This is a genomic window from Massilia sp. NP310, from assembly GCF_019443485.1.
Taxonomy (GTDB): Bacteria; Pseudomonadota; Gammaproteobacteria; order Burkholderiales; family Burkholderiaceae_D; genus Telluria; species Telluria timonae.
On record NZ_CP080379.1, the window covers coordinates 2,622,482 to 2,641,704 of the forward strand.

Consider the following 19,223-nt stretch of genomic DNA (forward strand, 5'->3'; position numbering starts at 1 on the left):
CTCTCCAGGACGCCACATGCACCCGCCTATGGATGGGTCAAACGTCGGCTTCGGCGCACACCGGGACGTCGGTGCACGGCAGCACCAGGCTGAACACCGAACCTTCGCCGGGCTTGCTCGTCACGCGCAGTTCGCCGCCGTGCGAGATGGCCAGCTGGCGCGAGATGTACAGGCCCAGCCCCAGGCCTTTCGGCTCGCCATTGCGGGCGCCCCGTTCGTAAGGCTCGAAGATGCGTTCCAGGTCGGACGAAGCGATGCCCTTGCCCTGGTCGCGCACGTCGATCCGCACCATGTCGCCGCTGCGCTCGACGCTGACCTCGACCGGCTGGCCGCAGCCATAGCGCAGCGCGTTGGTCAACAGGTTGACGATCACCTGCTCGACGCGGAATTCGTCCCAGCAGCCGGTCACGCCGTCGTGCGGGCGCAGGGTCAGCGAACTGCCGGTGGTGGCGGCCTGCAGCGACAGGTCGCTCACCACCCGTTCCAGCAGGTTCATCAGCTCGACCTGGGCCGGGCGGATCGACAGCTTGCCGCTGCGCATGCGCGAGACGTCGAGCATGTCGTCGATCAGCCGGATCATCGACTTGATCTGGCGCTCGTCGCGCTGGATCATCGCTTCCATCTGCTGGGCGCCGAAGGCGGCCGTGTTGCCGCGCTTGAGCTGCAGGCTGCGCATCTGCGTTTCCAGGAACAGCGTGTTGAGCGGCGTACGCAGCTCATGCGCCACCAGCGACATGAATTCGTCGCGCATGCGCAGCGAGCGCTGCAGCTCCTGCTGGGTCTGGTTCAGCTCGCGCAGCAGCACCTCTTGCTCCTGCCGGCTCTGTTCCAGCGCCAGCATCTGGCGCCGCGTCTCGCGCCGCTGCTGGTCGAGCGCCACGAAGACGTTGACCTTGCTGCGCACCGCGTCGGCGTCGAGCGGCTTGTACATGAAGTCGACCGCCCCGCTCTCGTAGCCCTTGAAGGCGTAATCGAGTTCGCGCCCGGCGGCCGAGACGAACACGATCGGAATGTGGCGGGTGCGGGTGGTCGAGCGCATCACCTCGGCCAGCTCGAAGCCGTCCATGCCGGGCATCTGCACGTCGAGGATCGCCAGCGCGAACTCGTGCTCGAGCAGCAGCGCCAGCGCCTGTTCGCCGGACCCCGCCTGGTAGATGACGCGCTGGTCATGGCGCAGCAGCGCCTCGAGCGCCTGCAGGTTTTCCGGCAGGTCGTCGACGATCAGTATCTTGCTTGGGTCCTGGTTCATGGGGTCTCCAACAGGGGCAGCACGGTGCGGATGCCGGCCAGCGGCAGCACCAGGTGCGGGGCACAGCGCCGGATCGCCTCTTCGGGCATCGTACTGGCCTGTGCTTCTTCAGGGTCTTGGACGATGGTCAGGCCGCCGCGCTCGCGGATGCGGCACATGCCGTCGGCGCCGTCGTAATTGGCGCCGGTCAACAGTATACCCGCCAACGCCGGACCATACACGTCGGCGGCGGATTCCATCAGTATATCGATCGCCGGCCGGGCGAACTGCACCGGCGGCTCGCAGCTGAGCGAAAAGCTGCGGTCCTGTTCTATCGACAGGTGGTAGCCGGAACCGGCGAAATACACGGTGCCGGGCTGGATCGGTTCCTTGTCCTGCGCTTCGCGCACCGGCAGCGCCGCGCGCATGGCGAACAGCTCGGCCAGGCGGCTGTCGCGGTCCGGCGGCACGTGCAGGATGCAGGTCACGGCCGGGCCGAACCCGGCCGGCAGCGCCGGCACCAGGCCGACCAGCGCGTCGACGCCGCCGGCCGAGCCGCCGATGACGACCATCTCGATCCGGCGCGAACCCATGGCCGCGGCCAGTTGCTGTGCGGGGCTCATGGGGACACCTTGCGGAACAGGCGCTCGCGCTTGGCCAGCGCCTCGAAGCGGTCGGCGTAGCTGGAAAAGTCGATGCTTTCCTTGCTGCCCAGGCCCAGGAAGCCGCGGTGGCACAGCGAGTCGTGGAACAGGCCGAGCACGCGATCCTGCAGGCGCCGGTTAAAGTAGATCAGCACGTTGCGGCAGCTGACGAAGTGGGTTTCCGAGAACACGCTGTCGGTCGACAGGCTGTGGTCGGCGAAGGTCACGTTGTCCATCAGGCTGCGCTCGAACAGCGCGCCGCCATAGGCGGCCGTGTAATAGTCCGAGAACGCGGCCTTGCCGCCGGACTTCTGGTAGTTCTCGGTATACAGGCGCATGCGCTCCAGCGGGAACACGCCGCGCCGCGCCGCTTCCAGCGACTCGGGATTGATGTCGGTCGCATAGATGATGCTGCGCTCGAGCAAGCCCTCTTCCTTGAGCAGGATGGCCAGCGAATACACCTCTTCGCCGGTGCTGCAGCCGGCCACCCAGATCTTGAGCGACGGGTAGGTCTTGAGGAAAGGCGCCACCTGCTCGCGCACCGCCAGGAAGTACTCCGGGTCGCGGAACATCTCGGTGACGGGGATCGTCAGGTATTGCAACAGCTGGGCGAAACCGTTCGGCTCGTGCAGCACCTTCGACTGCAGTTCCGACACCGTGTCGCATTCCATCTCGCGCATGGCGACCAGCACCCGGCGCTTCTGCGAAGCGCCGGTGTAGTCGCGGAAATCGTAGTTGTACTTCAGGTAGACGGCTTCGACGAGCATCCGCAGTTCGATGTCGAAGTCGCTCGGGGGTTGGCTCAAATTCGCTCCAGGGTAGGCATCCAGACCCGCAACAGCGAGTACAGGCGGGAGAGGTCAATCGGTTTGGCCAGGTAATCGTTGGCGCCGGCGGCCAGGCACTGCTCCTGGTCGTCCTTCATGGCCTTGGCGGTGATGGCAATGATCGGCAGGCGGTCGAAGCGGCCGTCGGCGCGAATGCGGCGCGTCGCTTCCAGGCCGTCCATGCCCGGCATCATGATATCCATCAGCACCAGGTCGATCCCCGGCACTTCATCCAGTTTCGCAATCGCTTCGAAGCCATTCCGGCCGACTTCGATCTTCGCCCCGCGCTGCTCCAGCGCGGAGGTCAAGGCGAACACATTGCGCACGTCGTCGTCGACCAGCAGGATGGTGCGGCCTTCGAACACGCGGTCGCGTCCGCGCACCGCCTTGAGCATGCTCTGGCGCTCGGTCGACAGCTCGGACTCCACCTTGTGCAGGAACAGCGTCACTTCGTCCAGCAGGCGCTCCGGCGAGCGCGCGCCCTTGATGATGATCGAGCGCGAATAGCGCAGCAGTTCGGCCTCTTCGTCGCGCGTGAGGTTGCGGCCGGTGTACACGATCACCGGCGGGAACGAGCACAGCTCTTCATGCGACATGCGCTCGAGCAGCTCGCCGCCCTGCATGTCGGGCAGCTTGAGGTCGATGATCATGCAGTCGAAGACTTCGTTCTTCAGGTGCGTGAGCGCCTCGCTGGCGGTGCCCACGGCCGCGATCTCGACGTCGTCGTCGGCGATCAGGGCCACCACGCTCTCGCGCTGGCGCTCGTCGTCCTCGACCAGCAGCACGCGCTTGATCTTCTGGCTCGATTTCTCCTGCAGCTTGCGGAACACGTCCTCCAGCTCTTCGCGGCTGGTCGGCTTGAGCGCATAACCGATCGCGCCCAGGTGCAGCGCTTCGCCGCCGTTCTCGATGCTCGAGATGACGTGCACCGGAATGTGGCGGGTCGACGGATTGTCCTTCAGTTGCTGCAGCACGGTCAGGCCCGAGCGGTCCGGCAGGCGCACGTCCAGCAGCACGGCGTCCGGACGCTGGCTGACGGCCAGCGCCAGGCCCTCGTCGGCGCTCATCGCCACCAGGCAGCGGTAATCAAGTTCGCGCGCCAGGTCGTACAGGATGCGCGCGAACGGCGCCTCGTCCTCCACCACCAGCACGGTGCGGCGGCCGTCGGCCGGCTTGTCGCGGTCGTCCGGGAAGCTGTTGACCGGCTCAAGGCTGGCCGCGGGCGCAGCGGACGCCGGAGCGCTCGGCGCCGGCGCCGGCGTGTAATGCGGCAGCGGGGCCGAGGCGACCGGCAGCTCGGCCGGCGCCGGCACCGCCGGGATCCCGCGCGGCAGGACCAGCGTGAACACACTGCCCTCGTTCGGCGCGCTCGACACGGCCACGCTGCCGCCCAGCAGGCGGGTCAGGTCGCGCGTGATCGACAGGCCCAGGCCGGTGCCGCCGAAGCGGCGGCTGGTGGTGCCGTCGGCCTGGTGGAAGGCGTCGAAGATCTTGTCCTGCTGGTCGGACGCGATGCCGATGCCGGTGTCCTGCACGCGGAAGGCGATGTCGCCTTCAGGCGTGGTCGACACCGACAGGCTGACCGCGCCGACCTCGGTGAACTTCACCGCATTCGACAGCAGGTTCTTGAGGATCTGCTCCATGCGCTGGCGGTCGGTGTGCAGGCTGGCCGGCACGCCGGGATCGACGGCGACCTTGAACTCGAGCTGCTTCTGGCGCGCCAGCGGCTCGAAAGTGCGCGCCAGGCCCTCGACCACGCGCCGCACCGGCACGTCTTCCGGCACCAGTTCCAGCTTGCCCGCCTCGACCTTCGAGATGTCGAGGATGTCGTTGATCAGCTGCAGCAGGTCGTTGCCGGCCGAGTAGATCGTCTGGGCGAAGCGCACCTGTTCGTCGGACAGGTTGCCGCTGGTGTTGTCGGCCAACAGCTTGGCCAGGATCAGGGAGCTGTTCAGCGGCGTGCGCAGCTCGTGCGACATATTGGCCAGGAATTCGGACTTGTAGCGGCTCGCGCTTTCGAGTTCGACCGCGCGCTGGTGCAGCTGCTCCTGGGCCGATTGCAGGGCCGAGTTCTTCATGTCCAGGTTCAGCGCCTGCTCGGCCAGCTGGTCGTTGGTGGTGCGCAGCTCGGCCTGCTGGTTTTCCAGCGCCGACTGCGACTCTTCCAGCGCGCGCGACTGTTCTTCCAGCTCTTCGTTGGCGGTGCGCAGCTCTTCCTGCTGCACCTGCAATTCCTCGTTCAGGGTCTGGCTTTCTTCCAGCGCGTCCTGCAGGCGCTGGCGGTACAGCACCGCAGCCATGGCGGCGCCGACCGATTGCGCGATGAAGCCCAGGAACTCGCGGTCGCGCTGCTCCACCGGACGCAGGAAGGCGATCTCGAACACGCCCTTGACCTTGCCGTGGTTGTGGAACGGCGCGATGACCACGGCGCGCGGCGGCGTGTCGCCCAGGCTCGAACTGACCTTGATGTAGTCGGGCGGCAGCTGGTCGAGGACCATCAGGCGGTTTTCTTCGGCGGCCTTGCTGGCCAGCGTGGCGCCCGGCGCGATGATCTCGGCGCGCTCGGTGTCCGTGTGCTTGAAACCATAGGCGCCGATGCGGCGCATCGCGCCGTCGTCGCTGCGCACGTACATGGCGCCGATCACGCCGTCGAGGTACTTCACCACGTAGGGCAGCACGGCCTCGGCCAGCGGCTCCAGGTTGATCTGGCCGGCGCTGCGCACATTGAGTTCGTTCTGGCCGGTGCGCAGCCAGTCCTGGTGGCGCAGCTTGTCGTTGTGCTCGGCCTCGTGCCGCAGCACCTCGTTATAGGTGTCGGACAGGCGCACCAGCTGGCGCCGGCCGAAGGCGGCCAGGCTGCCGCCGACGATCGCGGACAGGAGCAGGAAGGCCGCCACCGACCAGAACGTGGTGCTGCGCGCCGAATCGCTGCGTTCCTGCAGCAAGCGCATCTCGGAGGCCAGCACCAGGTCGAAGTTGCGGCGCATCTCGTCGGTCAGCGCCTTGCCGCGGCCGCTGCTGACCGCATCGATATAGCCGATGTCATTGGCCCGGCGGCGATCGATCATCTCCTGGGCGAAGGCTTCCCACTGCTTCTGGATCTGGGTGATGCGGGTCAGCCGCTCGGCCTGGGCGAGGTTATCCTCGACCAGTTCGCCCAGCGAATCCAGGCTGGACGCCATGCGCTGCCTGGACAGGACGTAGGGAGACAGAAATTCCTCGTCGCCCGCCAGCAGGTAGCCGCGCATGCCCGATTCCATCTCGGCCGACAACTTGCGGATTTCATGGGCGCCGCCGATGACTTTCTGGGAATGCTCGACCCAGGTCAGGCTGTTGATCAGGTAGGCGATGATGCCCACAAACACGATCGCGCTAACAATACTCATGCCCAGCGGCAGCGCGACGTTACGGGTGAGAATGCGGCGAAACTCGCTGTTTTCGATGGTTGGACCGGCCATGCCTGTTGTTCTGTTAGAAAAAAAATATCCTAAGTGTAACGCAAACGTGAAATGTCGCGCACACGAAAGCGGCACGGTCGTGCGTAAGCGCGTCCCGTCTGGCGAAGGAACGATCTTATCAAAATGCACACATAACCGGCGCACCGCTCGGCTCGCCGGTTTCTATCACTTTCATTAAATTATCTGCGCAGCCAGGTAGCGCGCAGTGCGACTTTTCTTGTTGCGTGCGACTTCCTGGGGTGGACCGGAAGCCACCACCGAACCGCCTTCGTCGCCGGCGCCGGGGCCGACGTCGATCACCCAATCGCTGCCGGCCACCACCCGCATCGTGTGCTCGACCACGATCACGGTGTTGCCGGCATCGACCAGGCGGTTCAATTGCACCATCAGGCGGTCGGCGTCGACCGGGTGCAGGCCGGTGGTCGGCTCGTCCAGTACATACAGCGCATTGCCGCGTGTCGCGCGCTGCAGTTCGGAGGCCAGCTTGATGCGCTGCGCCTCGCCGCCGGAAAGCTCCGTGGCCGGCTGGCCCAGGCGCAGGTAGTCCAGGCCGACCTCATTGAGTACTTCCAGCGAGCGCTCGACGGGCGCCTCGTCCTTGAAGAAGTCGATCGCCTCGCCCACCGTCATGCCCAGCACCTCGGCGATGTTCTTGCCGCGATAGGTCACCTCCAGCGTCTCGGCGTTGTAGCGCGCCCCTTCGCAGGTCGGGCATGGCGCGTAGACGCTGGGCAGGAACAGCAGCTCGACCATCACGAAGCCCTCGCCGGCGCAATGCTCGCAGCGGCCCTTGGCGACGTTGAACGAGAAGCGGCCGGCGTCATAGCGGCGCTTCTTCGCATCCTCCGTGGCGGCAAACAGCTTTCTGACCTGGTCGAACAGGCCGGTATAGGTCGCCAGGTTCGAGCGCGGCGTGCGGCCGATCGGTTTCTGGTCGACCCGCACCAGGCGCCGCACGCCCTCCATGCCGGACACGATGCGGCCCTCGAGCGGCAGTTCCTCGTCGCGTTCCAGGTCCGGCTCGTCCGGCTGCTCGTCCTGCGCCGCGCCGCCCTGCCCCAGGGCCTGGCCCACCAGTTCGACCAGCACCTGGCTCACCAGGCTCGACTTGCCGGAGCCCGACACGCCGGTCACGCTGGTCAGCACGCCGAGCGGGAAAGCGACTTCCAGGTCGTTCAGGTTGTTGCGGTGGATGCCCGCGAGCTTCAGCCAGCCGGTGGGTTCGCGCGGGGTGCGCTGGGGCGGCGGCGCTTCGCCGAACAGGTAGCGCCGGGTCTGCGACTTCTCGACCTTGCGCAGCCCGTCCGGCACGCCGCTGTACAACACCTGGCCGCCACGCTCGCCGGCGAGCGGGCCGACGTCGACCAGCCAGTCGGCTTGCCGGATCACGTCCAGCGCGTGTTCGACCACGAACAGCGAGTTGCCGGCCGCCTTCAGCTGGGCCAGCGCGTCGAGCAGGGCTTCGGTGTCGGCCGGGTGCAGGCCGCTCGATGGCTCGTCGAGCACGTACACCACGCCGAACAGGCTCGATCGCACCTGCGTCGCCAGGCGCAGGCGCTGCAGCTCGCCCGGCGACAGGGTCGGCGTGCTGCGCTCCAGCGCCAGGTAGCCCAGGCCCAGCGCCAGCAGCACTTCCAGGCGCGCGGCCAGGTCGGCGGCAATGCGGCGGCGCACGATCAGCTGCTCGTTGTGCAGGTGTCCATCATCCTTGTCCTTTCCCTGTGCGTAGGGCTGGAGCAGTTCGGCCAGCCGCGCCAGCGGCAGGCGCGAGATCTCGGCGATATCATGGCCGGCGAAGGTGACCGACAGCGACTCGCGCCGCAGGCGCTTGCCTTCGCATTCCGGACAGGCGGTGCTGACCATGTAGCGCGCCACGCGCTTCTTCATCGAGGCGCTTTCGGTATTGGCGAAGGTCTGCATCACGTAGCGCCGCACGCCGGTGAAGGTGCCCTGGTAGCTGGGCGTGTCCTTGCGCTTCAATGCCGCCTTCGTTTCCTTGGGCGTGAGGCCGGCGTACACCGGCACCGTCGGGCTCTCGTCCGTGTACAGGATCCAGTCGCGGTCCTTCTTCGGCAGCTCGCGCCATGGAGTGTCGACGTCGTAGCCGAGGGTGACCAGGATGTCGCGCAGGTTCTGGCCATGCCAGGCCGGCGGCCAGGCGGCGATCGCCCGCTCGCGGATCGTGAGGCTGTCGTCCGGCACCATCGAGTGTTCGGTCACGTCGTAGATGCGGCCCATGCCCGAGCAGCGCGGGCAGGCGCCTTGCGGGGTGTTGGGCGAGAAGGATTCGGCATACAGCAGCTCCTGCCCTTTCGGATAATCGCCGGCGCGCGAATACAGCATGCGCAGGGAATTGCTCAAGGTGCTGACGCTGCCGACCGACGAGCGCGCGGTGGGCGTGCCGCGCTGCTGCTGCAGGGCGACGGCCGGCGGCAAGCCTTCGATCTCGTCGACCTCGGGCACCGGCATCTGGTGGAACAGGCGGCGCGCATAGGGCGAGACCGATTCCAGGTAGCGCCGCTGGGCTTCGGCGTACAGGGTGCCGAAGGCCAGCGACGACTTGCCCGAGCCGGACACGCCGGTGAACACCACCAGCTGTCCGCGCGGGATGTCGAGGTCGACGTTCTTCAGATTGTGTTCGCGCGCGCCGCGCACATGGACGTAGCCGTCTTCGGCCATGTTTTTTTTCTTGTTGGAAGTTTTGTTGGGCATCTGCCCTCCGGCATCATCGAGAAAGCCTCATTGGACGCCTGCCATCGCCCGACGTCGGTGCGCTTGCCAACAATGCGGTCAAGCCAGGGTTTCCAGGCGCGCACAGACCCCATCGACGCCGCCCTGCCCCGCGAAGCGCGCGGCGAGCGCGGCGCTCTGCGCCGCGACCTGCGGGTTCCCGACCACGCGCTGCAAGGCCTTCGCCATGCGCGCCGGCGTGACGCGCGCCGCATGCAGGCTGGCGCCGGCGCCCATCGCCACCACCCGCGCCGCATTGTCGAACTGGTCGTGGGCCAGCGGCACCACCAGTTGCGGCGTGCCCGCGCGCAAGGCTTCGGCCGTGGTGCCGATGCCGCCGTGATGGACCAGGGCCGCCACATGGGGCAGCAAGGCCTTCAACGGGACGTATTCCTGCCAGCAGATGCTGGGGGCGAGCGTGGCCGGCAACTGTTCGACGTGCGGCGTCAGGAACACCGCGCGCAGGCCGAGTTTGGTCACCGCCTGCGCCGCCGCTTCGAAATAGCCGCGCGCCTGGCGGTTGCCGGTGCCGGGCGTGAACACGACCGGCGGCGCGCCGCCGTCAAGAAACGCGCGCAGCCGGGCGCTCGGCGCGGCATTCGGGTCCGGGTCATAGAGCGGGAAGCCGGCCTGGTAGAGCGGCCGGGGCCAATCCGGTGGCGGCGCGGCGAACCAGTCGGGGAACAGGGCCAGCGACAGGTCGGGGATGGACGGGATGGTATTAACCATGCTGTCGACTTGCGGCAAGCCCCGTGCCACGCGCGCCGTGTTCAGGCTGGGCAGCGCCACCGGGTCGAGGAAGCGCGCCGCCAGCGCACGCCACAGCCAGCGGCGCGCGCCATGCGGCACCCAGGTGGGCACCGGCCAGGGGCCGAGCAGCAGCGGATCGTGCACGGTCGGCAGGTTGGACGGCGCCAGCCAGGCCGCCGCGATCTTCAGGCCGGGACAGGCGTGGCGGCAAAGGTCGGCTTCCGGCAAGGCCAGCGGATGCACCAGCAGCACGCGCCGCTCGTTCGGCTGTTTGCGGGCGAGCGCCTCGACCACCCGCGGCAGCTGCGCCATCGCCGGCCGCGTCGCTTCCCACACCACGGCAAGGCCGCGGGTGGCGTGCCACAGGTCGGGATGGTCGAGCACCGCCATGTCGGCCGGCAAACCGTGGAAAGTGAGCCCGGCCGCCTCGACATATTGCGCATGCTGCTGCGGGCCGAGGAAATCGACCCGGTTGCCGCGCTCGCGCAGCGCGCGGCCGATCCAGAGGAAGGGAAACAGGTCGCCGGCCGAGCCGATCGTCGCCAGGATGAAATGCACCCGCCCTCCTCTTTATATTAGAAGGACAGTGTACCTTCGATCGAATCATCCAGCGTCTTGCCGATCACCGCGCCGACCGCGACCTTGACGCCGGCCACCGTGTCGCCGTGCTTGTTGTCCCAGTAATAGCCGGTCCTGGGCGTGATCTTGATGACGGTGATGCGCGGATCGTCCTCGCCCTCGGTGAACCAGGTCTTGAGCACCGAGTTCCACAATTGCTTGATGCGCGCCTTGTCTTGCGAGATCTCGGCGTGGCCGTCCAGCTCCAGGAAGCCGGAATGCTTGCCCGACTGGAAGAACAGCTTGACGCTCGGATTGGCCTGCAATTCCTGGTTCTTGTGGCTGTCGATGCTGCTGAGGAACCAGATGGCGCCGGCGTCGTCGGTCTCGCGCACGCTCATCGGACGCACGCCGCGGCTCGGGCCCTGGCCGTTGCCGGTGCAAAAGAAGCACGAATCGGCGTCGTCGATCATGTCCTTGATACGCTCGATCGCGTCCACGCCGGCCAGGTCGCGGCGGTTTTCTTCGGGTTGGTTGCGGTTGATGGAATCCATCGTCTTCTCCTAATGTTGATTGCAGACTTAATAAAATCATTTTATTCGTCCGCAGCGACAGGTTACGTTAGGAGACACACCTATTACCCCTACGTGGAGTCAGATCCATGCGATTTACATAACAGAACGTTAGACGCCGCGCTCAACTGCGAAGTGTTTGTAGGCTGCTGGACGCGAGGCCCTACCAAGCTCCGCAAAACTAAACGCGTAAAATATTGGATTTCCAATGTTAATGCTATTGACAACGCATGTGGTAACGACGAACATTTAATATTGTGCCAGAACGCGACAAGAGCGCAAATTATGTGATTTGAATAAAGTAGCTTTTCCCTCCACTTTCCGCCCCATTAATAGAACGAATTTGGTCGAGATTAAATTTAATGCCCATACCCAAAGAAGTTCAAATTTCAAATATTTTCCATGAACAAATCAAATTCTCGACATACTTCATCGATAGAAACAATCCAAATCAATCTCGACGCTAGTGACATTAGCAGTCCTGTTATCGCATCGGAATTGATTCAACGCCTCGCCTACGATAATTTGCTTCAAGAAATCCGCGACGACTTAGCCGCGAATAGATCTATGGCGAACGCTCCAAATCCGCCGGGAAGCGGATATGTCTATTTCATCGATGGGACTAGAGGAGCAGGCAAATCAACATTTTTGCAGTCAGCGTACCGCGCACTACCAACGGAGGCTCGTATCGAGGCCCACTCCTTAGCTTATATTGACCCGAGCAGAATTGAGATAGGTGAAATCATTCTGTTGCCAGTCCTTAAATCAATTCAAGAGCTTATCGAGAGGCATATTCATCAAAACTCATCGTTCGGACTCGAATCAACAGCTGAGAATCTGCGACATAAATTCCGACGTCTCGCTGGAGGCTTAAGCCTTTTCGCCAAGAATTCAAACCGAATCGGAGATATCGATCCGGAGCTATTCCTTGATTGGGGTCTAGACCGTGCAGCGTCCGGCACAACTTTCCGCGAAAATCTCCACGATTTAATAAAATCAGCCTGCGACCTTCTAAAAGTGAAGGCTTTAATTTTGGCATTCGATGATGCAGACACAAATGCAGTGCACGCACGCGAGGTATTGGAATGCATCCGAATGTACCTCGACACTCCAAACCTGTTGATTTTAGTAACAGGTGACATGGAATTGTACTCACAAATCGTCAGGGACCATTTTTATAGCAATCTAGGCGACCGACTAAATAAACTTGACTCTGAGCGAAACGAACAACGGGTCAGGATGATTGACCACCTTGAAGAACAGTATTTACTTAAGTTGTTTCCAATTCGGCGTCGAATTCAACTGCGCCCGCTGTGGAACCTCCTTGAACTAAATTCATCACCTAAGAGAAATGTATATCAGTTCGAGTTCACTAGCGAAAGGTGGTCGCCACGTTCTCCGAAGTCGGTGATTCATGAGATCTTGCGTCGTGGACTGCGTATCAACGATTCCAGAGATATTTTATTACATTATGAATTTCTCCTAAAGCAACCTCTTCGCTCAATATTACAAGTTCTATCACGCTGTTCTCGATCTTTGGAAATTGACGACAATGATGGAGATAAAAGCTCAGCTTGGGACTACGACTTATCAGAACTAGTAAGTCACAGTTTACGCACGATGGCACTTGGCAGCCTGTATAAATACAACATTGACGTTGATTCAATTAGCGCGCACGAGTTGCCTACGCTAATAGAAGCTGTTTTTGAACTAACTCTGATTAACGGCGATGTTGACACGGGGTCTTATCTACGACCACAACCGAGTAATCCCGCCTTAAAAAATTGCTTCTCAGCACTTTCGGCAGACATGGCATTGCTCTGCGCAGAAAAACCAGAAGCGTTACTAAGATATATTTTCTCCGGCCCTGGCAGCGTGTCCCTCTATAGTCACACATACCAGCAGAATCAAGGACGTTCAGACCCAGCAAAACTGCGCGCACAGTTTAAGGAATATCTTGGGATTGGACGTAAAGAGGACGCCTTAAACTGGGCCTGGCACGCGACCGCAGTACTTTCGCCGATGTACGTACCAGCACCTCCTCGCCCAGTCGTCGACTTTGGAATCATTGGCCTCAACAAGCGTAAGCCTCATCGAGCAACCGACGAGAATTACACAACGGTTAAGCGGTCGTTAGAAAACTGTATAGCTTCAACGGCCCGCATCCCAACGTTTGCATTCAGCTTAGTAGATGTGTCTGGACAAGGCAGCCGAACTTATGCATCAATCTTCAACATCCTTGGGCTTATCGATCGCCTTTTAAGCCTTGCCCCCGGTGCGGGAGCAAGACTTAAGAATGACGTCGCCAAAATTATTACGAAGGTAGCAAAAACTCCAACCATTTCACGCCCTAGTTGGGAAAATTCTTCTCCAGTTGCCCCAGATGATGATGAAGACGATGGAGTCTTCGATCCCGACTTGTTAGCTGAACTTGAGGTCGCGGGCTTAGAAGAGATTGTCGGCAACGTTGTTGACTGGATCAAAGCAACTGCTGATCTCAGAAGCGAGATTCATCCCTCAGCAATCTTAGCTGGGAAGATATGGACAAGACTATATTTTAGCTTAGAAAAGGCATCTGAGAATGGTCGCGGCATGGTCTCAGCAGCTAGCCTGATGGAACGCTTTGCATTATGCGCGATCAACGCTTGCTTAGTTGAAGAATGGGATCACCACCTACTTAGCAATTCGATGCAAAATCGCAGTAAAGCAGGAATGATCGATCGGTCTAATCCTCAGACATCCCCATCGGTCGTCGTCAATAAATTTAAGAGCCCACTAGTTAACAGGGATAACTTACCACTCACATTCCTAATTGCTAGCTGCCCGCTAATCTTGGGTCTTTTGCGATCAAGTCTGTTATATGCCCCAATGCTAGATCGACTAATTCCAAATATGAGCGAGGATCGAAAGCAAAGCCGGCTCTGCGACGAATCGCATTGGGAGTTCATTGAAAACACATATATTGCCGGATGGAAATGGCAGTGAAATAACAGAAACACAAAATAATATAATTATTACGGCCAGTTATAATAATGAATGACAATTCCGCTTCAGTCCATAGCCTTATTGCCACCTTATCACTTGGCAGCCATAGCATTTTAAAGTCCTTGAAAAGGATCTCGCTGCAGCGGCCATTTTTAGAGGTTGAACTCAGAGAGGCGACCTACTTGAGCTATCTTTCATGGGAGGCACGGTTACCGGATCACGTTTTCGAAAGCGCTTGGCGAAGAATTATAGAATCTGAAGAAAAGCCTGGAAAAGCACACTCGAATTGGTGCCGCTTGGCATTGACTAGTCTTGCCCATGAATTCATTGAGCAAAAACATGGGCGTCAGATCTTAAAAATTTCAAAATTCAATAAGTGGCAACAAGGCATTCTAAGCCGAATGAGCGGCTTGCCGATTCAATCAGCAGCAGAAGCATGCTTTTCCTTCCCTGGTAATGTACAGGGAAAATCTAGTCTTGATTCAGCACCACTCTACTCGCCATTAATCTCGCCTGAAGATGCCTTGGTAGAAGACTATATAAATCATGAAGGCTTAAATGAAACTCACCTACATCTCAATGGCAGCACCCACGCTGAAATTTGCTGGCTTCGCGCTTTAATCGACCCACAGCGCGAGACGAGAGATTTCAACAAGCAATGGAACAATATTGCCAATCCCAACTCATCAAAGATAAAGGAGCTGGCTAAGTCTATCAATCCAGACCTAAACCCGAGCGAGCTCTACAATCAATTAATTGTTGCTCGAAACGCCAGACTCTGGCTAATAGAATTTGCAAGAAATAACATTAGCGCAAACGCCATTCTCCCTAGATCCTACACGTGCCTTTTAAATAATATTCCACCCGCGCCGCTAAGTACAAATGGTGGAAAAATTAAATCAGATGCACTTCGAATTTCAGAAGAAAAATCATGGATGACTGAAGTCATTCGAAGACTAGGGAATACAGTAAGTACTACTGCTGACCGCTTGCTTCACATCTATTTGCTCATACAGAGCCAATATTACCGTCTTCTTGTACAGAATGAGGAGCAGTCAGGTTTTGATCAGTTTCAAAAACTAACATTCACAGACCTCCGAGAGCCAGCTGAACAGCAATATTTCTTTAGATTCATGGCCATGCATGGGAGCAACACTGGTAAATCGCGAATAAACTACCTAGAAGGACGCTTTGCGCCGAAATCAAGCCTCAAGAAAAATTATGAGCTCGTCTATTCCATATTATCTGGATACCTAAACTATTTATATTCCGCAACAACTGGGTACTCTTGCAATAATTCTTCGAAGTCTCTCACATTACTACTTGACCGATTGGAACAATTCTTCTTATCGAGTCAGCCCAATATTACGCGACACCAACGGCTAGCTTTAGTTTCCCACTTCATCAAACAGCCTTGGTCACACGAGAATTCAAGTAAATCCGGTCCTTATAGATTTTATTCTCTGAGGCGAGATTTGGAGGCCAAATCTAATACGCTTCTACTGATGTTTAGTCATTGGCCAAAGCTTCATAACTGGATTCGTGGGATCGACGCCGCAGCTAATGAACTGCATGCTCCACCAGAAGTTTTTGCGAGTTGTTATAGGGTTCTTCAGCGCGCTGGAATAACCCGTCGATCCTATCACGTCGGAGAGGATTTCCCACACATTCTTACTGGAATAACGCAAATTCTAGAGGCAGTTGAATTCCTAGACCTGCGCGAGGGAGACCGTATAGGCCACGGCACTGCCATGGGTATTTCACCTCAACTTTGGATCGATCGGATGCCCAGCCGGCTTTTTATAAAAGCTGGTGAATGGATGCTTACATTGCTCGCCACGTGGCGTCTGCTTCGCAGACTACCTGATGCTGTCGCGGAGGCGTACAAAGTCGAATGTGATTTGGCAGACACCGCGAGTCACATATTTGGATTAGATATAAGTTGCTCGCGCCTCGCTAGAAGCATGGAGTTGCGAATTCTAAATATCCGTTACCTTATGGATTCTGCCGATCCGGATTGGAACTGGCGTAATGCCTCAACAAGTGACATCTGGCGTGAAGAGGCACGTCTGGTTGCTGATGCCCGTTTGCACCGGACAGATGATCTGGAATATTTGAATATGTGGCTTACCGACCCTGGCCTGTGGGCTCGAAGTGAAGCGATGATACCTGTTGACACAGGTTATTTATCGCCAAACGTGTATGTGCGAGTCCAACAGGCACTAATGGAAGAAATTAAGGTCAGAAAAGTGGTAGTAGAGACATTACCATCAAGCAACGTTAGGATTAGCTTATACAATAGCTTCAAGGAGCATCACTCTTTGCGTTGGATGCGTGTCCCCGGCCACCTAAAAGATGGCGATCCGGAAATTATGGTATCACTAGGATCAGATGATCCGGGCATATTCGCTGGCGACCTGAATAGTGAGTTCTATCAATTATATGCAACTTTGAGAGAAATTGGATTGGGTGATAAATCAGCTATGCAATATTTGACGCCTATTAATGAACGAGGACGGCAATATCGCTTTCATCACCCATTACTGCGATAGATTATTATAAGAAGCGGTCGAGGATCTTGCGGCTGTGCTTGTCGATCTTGAACATATCGCGCACCAGGAAGTTGATGCCGTGGTTGTCCGCCACCAGCAGCGAGGCTTCGCCGATGCGGCGGATGTCCTCGTCCACCTTCAGCACGAACTCGGTGTCGCCGCGGTCGGTTTTCACGAACCAGGTGCAGGGGGTGGCGAAGCTCGACACGTCCATGATGGCCAGGATCTCGGGAATGAACTCGCGGCCTTCGATTTCCTCGCGGATCAGGGTGCGGATCGTGTCCGGCATGTCGGCCAGGTCGTCGATCCAGGCGACTTCCTTGCCGCCGTCGCGCACCAGCGAGATGCCCTTGGTCGGCGCCTGGATCGGGAAGGCGCGCACCGGCGTCACGCCGACCCATTCCTCGCCGTTTTCCAGGGTGATGACGAGTTTGCCGAAGCTGTCGCGGCGCAGCTGGAAGGCCGTATTCAACGTAGTCGATGTCATTTATGCGTCCTTGTCGTCCAGGTCCTGGTCCACGTTGCGCGCCTGCGCTTCGTACAACCGGTGGTAAGCGCCTTCGCGCGCCATCAGCTCGTCGTGACTGCCCTCTTCGACCACCACGCCGCGGTCCAGCACCACCAGGCGATCGGCCCGGTGCAGGGTCGACAGGCGGTGCGCGATGGCGATCGTGGTGCGGCCCTGCACCAGGTTGTCGAGCGCCTTCTGGATTTCCTTTTCGGTTTCCGAGTCCACCGACGAGGTCGCTTCGTCCAGGATCAGGATCGGCGGATCGATCAACAGCGCGCGCGCGATCGAGATGCGCTGGCGCTCGCCGCCCGACAAGCCCTGGCCGCGCTCGCCGACCATCGAATCGTAGCCCTGCGGCAGGCGCAGGATGAATTCGTGGGCGTGGGCAGCGCGCGCCGACGCGATGATCTCTTCGCGCGTTGCGTTCGGTTTGCCATAGGCGATATTCTCTGCGATCGTGCCGAAGAACAAGAACGGCTCCTGCAGCACCAGGCCGATGTTGCGGCGGTAATCGGCCACGGCAAACGAGCGGATGTCCTGGCCATCGAGCAGGATCGCGCCTTCGGCCACGTCGTAGAAACGGCAGATCAGGTTGACCAGCGTGCTCTTGCCCGAACCGCTGTGGCCCACCAGACCGACCATTTCGCCGGCCTTGATCTTGAGCGAGATGCCGCGGTTGACCGCGCGGTTGCCGTAACGGAAACCGACTTCGCGCAGCTCGATATTGCCCTCGATCTTGTCGACCTTCACCGGATTGACCGGGTCCGGCACGCTCGAGACGTGGTCGAGGATGTCGAAGATGCGCTTGGCGGCCGAGGCCGATTTTTGCGTCACCGACACGATGCGGCTCATCGAATCCAGGCGCACGTAGAAACGGCCGCTGTAGGCGATGAAGGCCGACAGCGTGCCCACCGTGATGTCGCCGCGCGACACCTGCCAGATGCCGAAGCACCAGATCACGAGCAAGCCGAGTTCGGTCAGGAACGACACGGTCGGCGAGAACAGCGACCACACCCGGTTCAGCTTGTCGTTGACCGCCAGATTGTGCTTGTTGGCTTCGCGGAAGCGGGCCGCCTCGCGCTTTTCCTGGGCAAAGGCCTTCACCACCCGGATGCCGGGGATGGTGTCGGCCAGCACATTGGTCACCTCGCCCCAGACGCGGTCGATCTTTTCGAAGCCGGTGCGCAGCTTGTCGCGCACGATGTGGATCATCCACGCGATGAACGGCAGCGGCAGCAGGGTCACCACGGCCAGCCACGGGTTGATGGTAAACAGGATGAGGCCCGTCATGATGATCATCAGGACGTCCGACAGGAAGTCGAGCAGGTGCAGCGACAGGAAGACGCAGATCCGGTCCGAGCCGCTGCCGATACGCGCCATCAGGTCGCCGGTGCGCTTGCCGCCGAAAAATTCGAGCGACAGCCGCATCAGGTGTTCATAGGTGGTCGAGCGCAGGTCCGCGCCGATGCGTTCGGACGCCAGCGCCAGCACATAGGTCTTGGCCCAGCCCAGCAGCCAGGCCAGCAGTGCGGCGCCGAACAGGCCGCCCATGTATAAATAGACAAGACTGGTGTCGATCGCCTGCCCGTTCTGGTACGGGATCAGGACATTGTCCATCAGCGGCATCGTCAGGTACGGCGGGATCATGTGCGCGCCGGTCGAGCCCAGCATCAGCAGGAAGCCCAGCAGCAGCTGCCCTTTATAGGGCTTGGCGAAGCGCCACAGGCGGAACAAGGTCCAGGTCGACGGCGGCGTATGCAGCACTTTTTCGCAGATCGGGCAGTCTTCCTGGTCCGGCTCGAGCGGTGCCTTGCAACTTGGACAAGTGTGCTGGTCGGGCGGCAGCACGGGCACGCCGGTGGCCACGCTATGGACCTGGTCGCGGAACTGGTCGGCGACGCGGATCGCGTGCAGGTTCTGGCCCAGGGTGAAGCGCCAGGCGGCCAGTAATCCGCCTTCGTCGACCAGCTCGAGATGCCCGACGCCGGCGTGGTCATGGTGGCGCAGCGCGGTGCCGGCGCGGTGCGGCCAGTCACGCCACGCGGTCTCGCCCGGCGCGCGCGCCAGCAGGCGGCGATTCGTCACCAGCAACAGGCCTTTTGAAAAATGTAATTTCGCGTCGAGGTCAACCTCCACGCTGCTTAAAACGTTTTCCCCTGGTGCAAGCTGTTTCGCGACGTCACTTTGCCACCGTTCAGGTACGGAACTGGCGGCTACCGCAAGCGACGGTGGAATAGCAGGTTGTTGAGTTGTCATGTATTGCGCCCGATAACAGGCTTTTGTTCTCTAAGGGTGGACATGGCGCCGAACCGGCGATGCACAAGGACCGTCGTTACGCCGTTGCGTGAAACGCTCCACAGAGCGCTAGAACGTTTGTGCGTATCGTTTGGATGACACGAGAAACGTGT

11 protein-coding genes are annotated in these 19,223 nt (G+C 60.1%); 2 read left to right on the plus strand and 9 right to left on the minus strand.

Annotation, left to right across the window (positions count from 1 at the left end):
• Positions 1-37: 37 nt before the first annotated feature.
• The 7 genes from KY496_RS11555 to KY496_RS11585 form a co-directional block, all read right to left on the minus strand.
• Positions 38-1,249 carry a hybrid sensor histidine kinase/response regulator gene (locus tag KY496_RS11555; RefSeq protein ID WP_071361826.1) on the minus strand — a complete coding sequence of 404 codons (1,212 nt, stop codon included), beginning with the start codon at positions 1,247-1,249 and terminating at the stop codon, positions 38-40.
• Positions 1,246-1,851, minus strand: coding sequence for a chemotaxis protein CheB (locus KY496_RS11560; RefSeq protein WP_005662714.1), 606 nt, complete (start codon positions 1,849-1,851; stop codon positions 1,246-1,248). Before KY496_RS11560 ends, KY496_RS11555 begins: the two co-directional genes overlap by 4 nt.
• Positions 1,848-2,639 (minus strand): protein-glutamate O-methyltransferase CheR, encoded by a 792-nt coding sequence (locus KY496_RS11565; protein WP_051205044.1) that lies wholly within the window; start codon positions 2,637-2,639, stop codon positions 1,848-1,850. Before KY496_RS11565 ends, KY496_RS11560 begins: the two co-directional genes overlap by 4 nt.
• Positions 2,640-2,674: 35 nt before the next feature.
• On the minus strand, positions 2,675-6,157 hold the full coding sequence (locus KY496_RS11570) for a response regulator (RefSeq protein WP_219864812.1): 3,483 nt from the start codon (positions 6,155-6,157) through the stop codon (positions 2,675-2,677).
• A 174-nt stretch (positions 6,158-6,331) separates the two neighbouring features.
• Complete coding sequence (gene uvrA, locus KY496_RS11575) at positions 6,332-8,869, minus strand: excinuclease ABC subunit UvrA (protein WP_219864813.1); 2,538 nt, start codon at positions 8,867-8,869, stop codon at positions 6,332-6,334.
• Between the two features lie 78 nt (positions 8,870-8,947).
• Positions 8,948-10,195 carry a glycosyltransferase gene (locus KY496_RS11580; protein WP_219864814.1) on the minus strand — a complete coding sequence of 416 codons (1,248 nt, stop codon included), beginning with the start codon at positions 10,193-10,195 and terminating at the stop codon, positions 8,948-8,950.
• 17 nt (positions 10,196-10,212) lie between these two features.
• Positions 10,213-10,749 (minus strand): pyridoxamine 5'-phosphate oxidase family protein, encoded by a 537-nt coding sequence (locus KY496_RS11585; protein WP_219864815.1) that lies wholly within the window; start codon positions 10,747-10,749, stop codon positions 10,213-10,215.
• A 420-nt stretch (positions 10,750-11,169) separates the two neighbouring features.
• Between KY496_RS11585 and KY496_RS11590 the strand changes: the two genes are divergently transcribed.
• Positions 11,170-13,752: a P-loop NTPase fold protein gene (locus tag KY496_RS11590; protein WP_219864816.1), complete on the plus strand. Its 2,583-nt coding sequence runs from the start codon at positions 11,170-11,172 to the stop codon at positions 13,750-13,752.
• A gap of 47 nt (positions 13,753-13,799) precedes the next feature.
• On the plus strand, positions 13,800-16,304 hold the full coding sequence (locus tag KY496_RS11595) for a hypothetical protein (RefSeq protein WP_219864817.1): 2,505 nt from the start codon (positions 13,800-13,802) through the stop codon (positions 16,302-16,304).
• Between the two features lie 4 nt (positions 16,305-16,308).
• Here KY496_RS11595 and KY496_RS11600 read toward each other — a convergent pair whose 3' ends face one another.
• Both KY496_RS11600 and KY496_RS11605 read right to left on the minus strand, forming a co-directional pair.
• Positions 16,309-16,791 (minus strand): DUF1854 domain-containing protein, encoded by a 483-nt coding sequence (locus KY496_RS11600; protein WP_184240356.1) that lies wholly within the window; start codon positions 16,789-16,791, stop codon positions 16,309-16,311.
• A complete protein-coding gene (locus tag KY496_RS11605) occupies positions 16,792-19,071 on the minus strand; it encodes an ABC transporter ATP-binding protein (RefSeq protein ID WP_081589822.1) in 2,280 nt (759 codons plus the stop codon).
• Between the last annotated feature and the right edge of the window lie 152 nt (positions 19,072-19,223).

Bases quoted from the DNA above. Each gene is read 5' to 3' on its own strand.
- KY496_RS11590 (WP_219864816.1), top strand. From the start codon at position 11,170: ATGAACAAATCAAATTCTCGACATACTTCATCGATAGAAACAATCCAA.
- KY496_RS11600 (WP_184240356.1), bottom strand. From the start codon at position 16,791: ATGACATCGACTACGTTGAATACGGCCTTCCAGCTGCGCCGCGACAGC.
- KY496_RS11560 (WP_005662714.1), bottom strand. From the start codon at position 1,851: ATGAGCCCCGCACAGCAACTGGCCGCGGCCATGGGTTCGCGCCGGATC.
- KY496_RS11585 (WP_219864815.1), bottom strand. From the start codon at position 10,749: ATGGATTCCATCAACCGCAACCAACCCGAAGAAAACCGCCGCGACCTG.
- KY496_RS11570 (WP_219864812.1), bottom strand. From the start codon at position 6,157: ATGGCCGGTCCAACCATCGAAAACAGCGAGTTTCGCCGCATTCTCACC.
- uvrA (WP_219864813.1), bottom strand. From the start codon at position 8,869: ATGCCCAACAAAACTTCCAACAAGAAAAAAAACATGGCCGAAGACGGC.
- KY496_RS11605 (WP_081589822.1), bottom strand. From the start codon at position 19,071: ATGACAACTCAACAACCTGCTATTCCACCGTCGCTTGCGGTAGCCGCC.
- KY496_RS11595 (WP_219864817.1), top strand. From the start codon at position 13,800: ATGAATGACAATTCCGCTTCAGTCCATAGCCTTATTGCCACCTTATCA.
- KY496_RS11565 (WP_051205044.1), bottom strand. From the start codon at position 2,639: ATGCTCGTCGAAGCCGTCTACCTGAAGTACAACTACGATTTCCGCGAC.
- KY496_RS11555 (WP_071361826.1), bottom strand. From the start codon at position 1,249: ATGAACCAGGACCCAAGCAAGATACTGATCGTCGACGACCTGCCGGAA.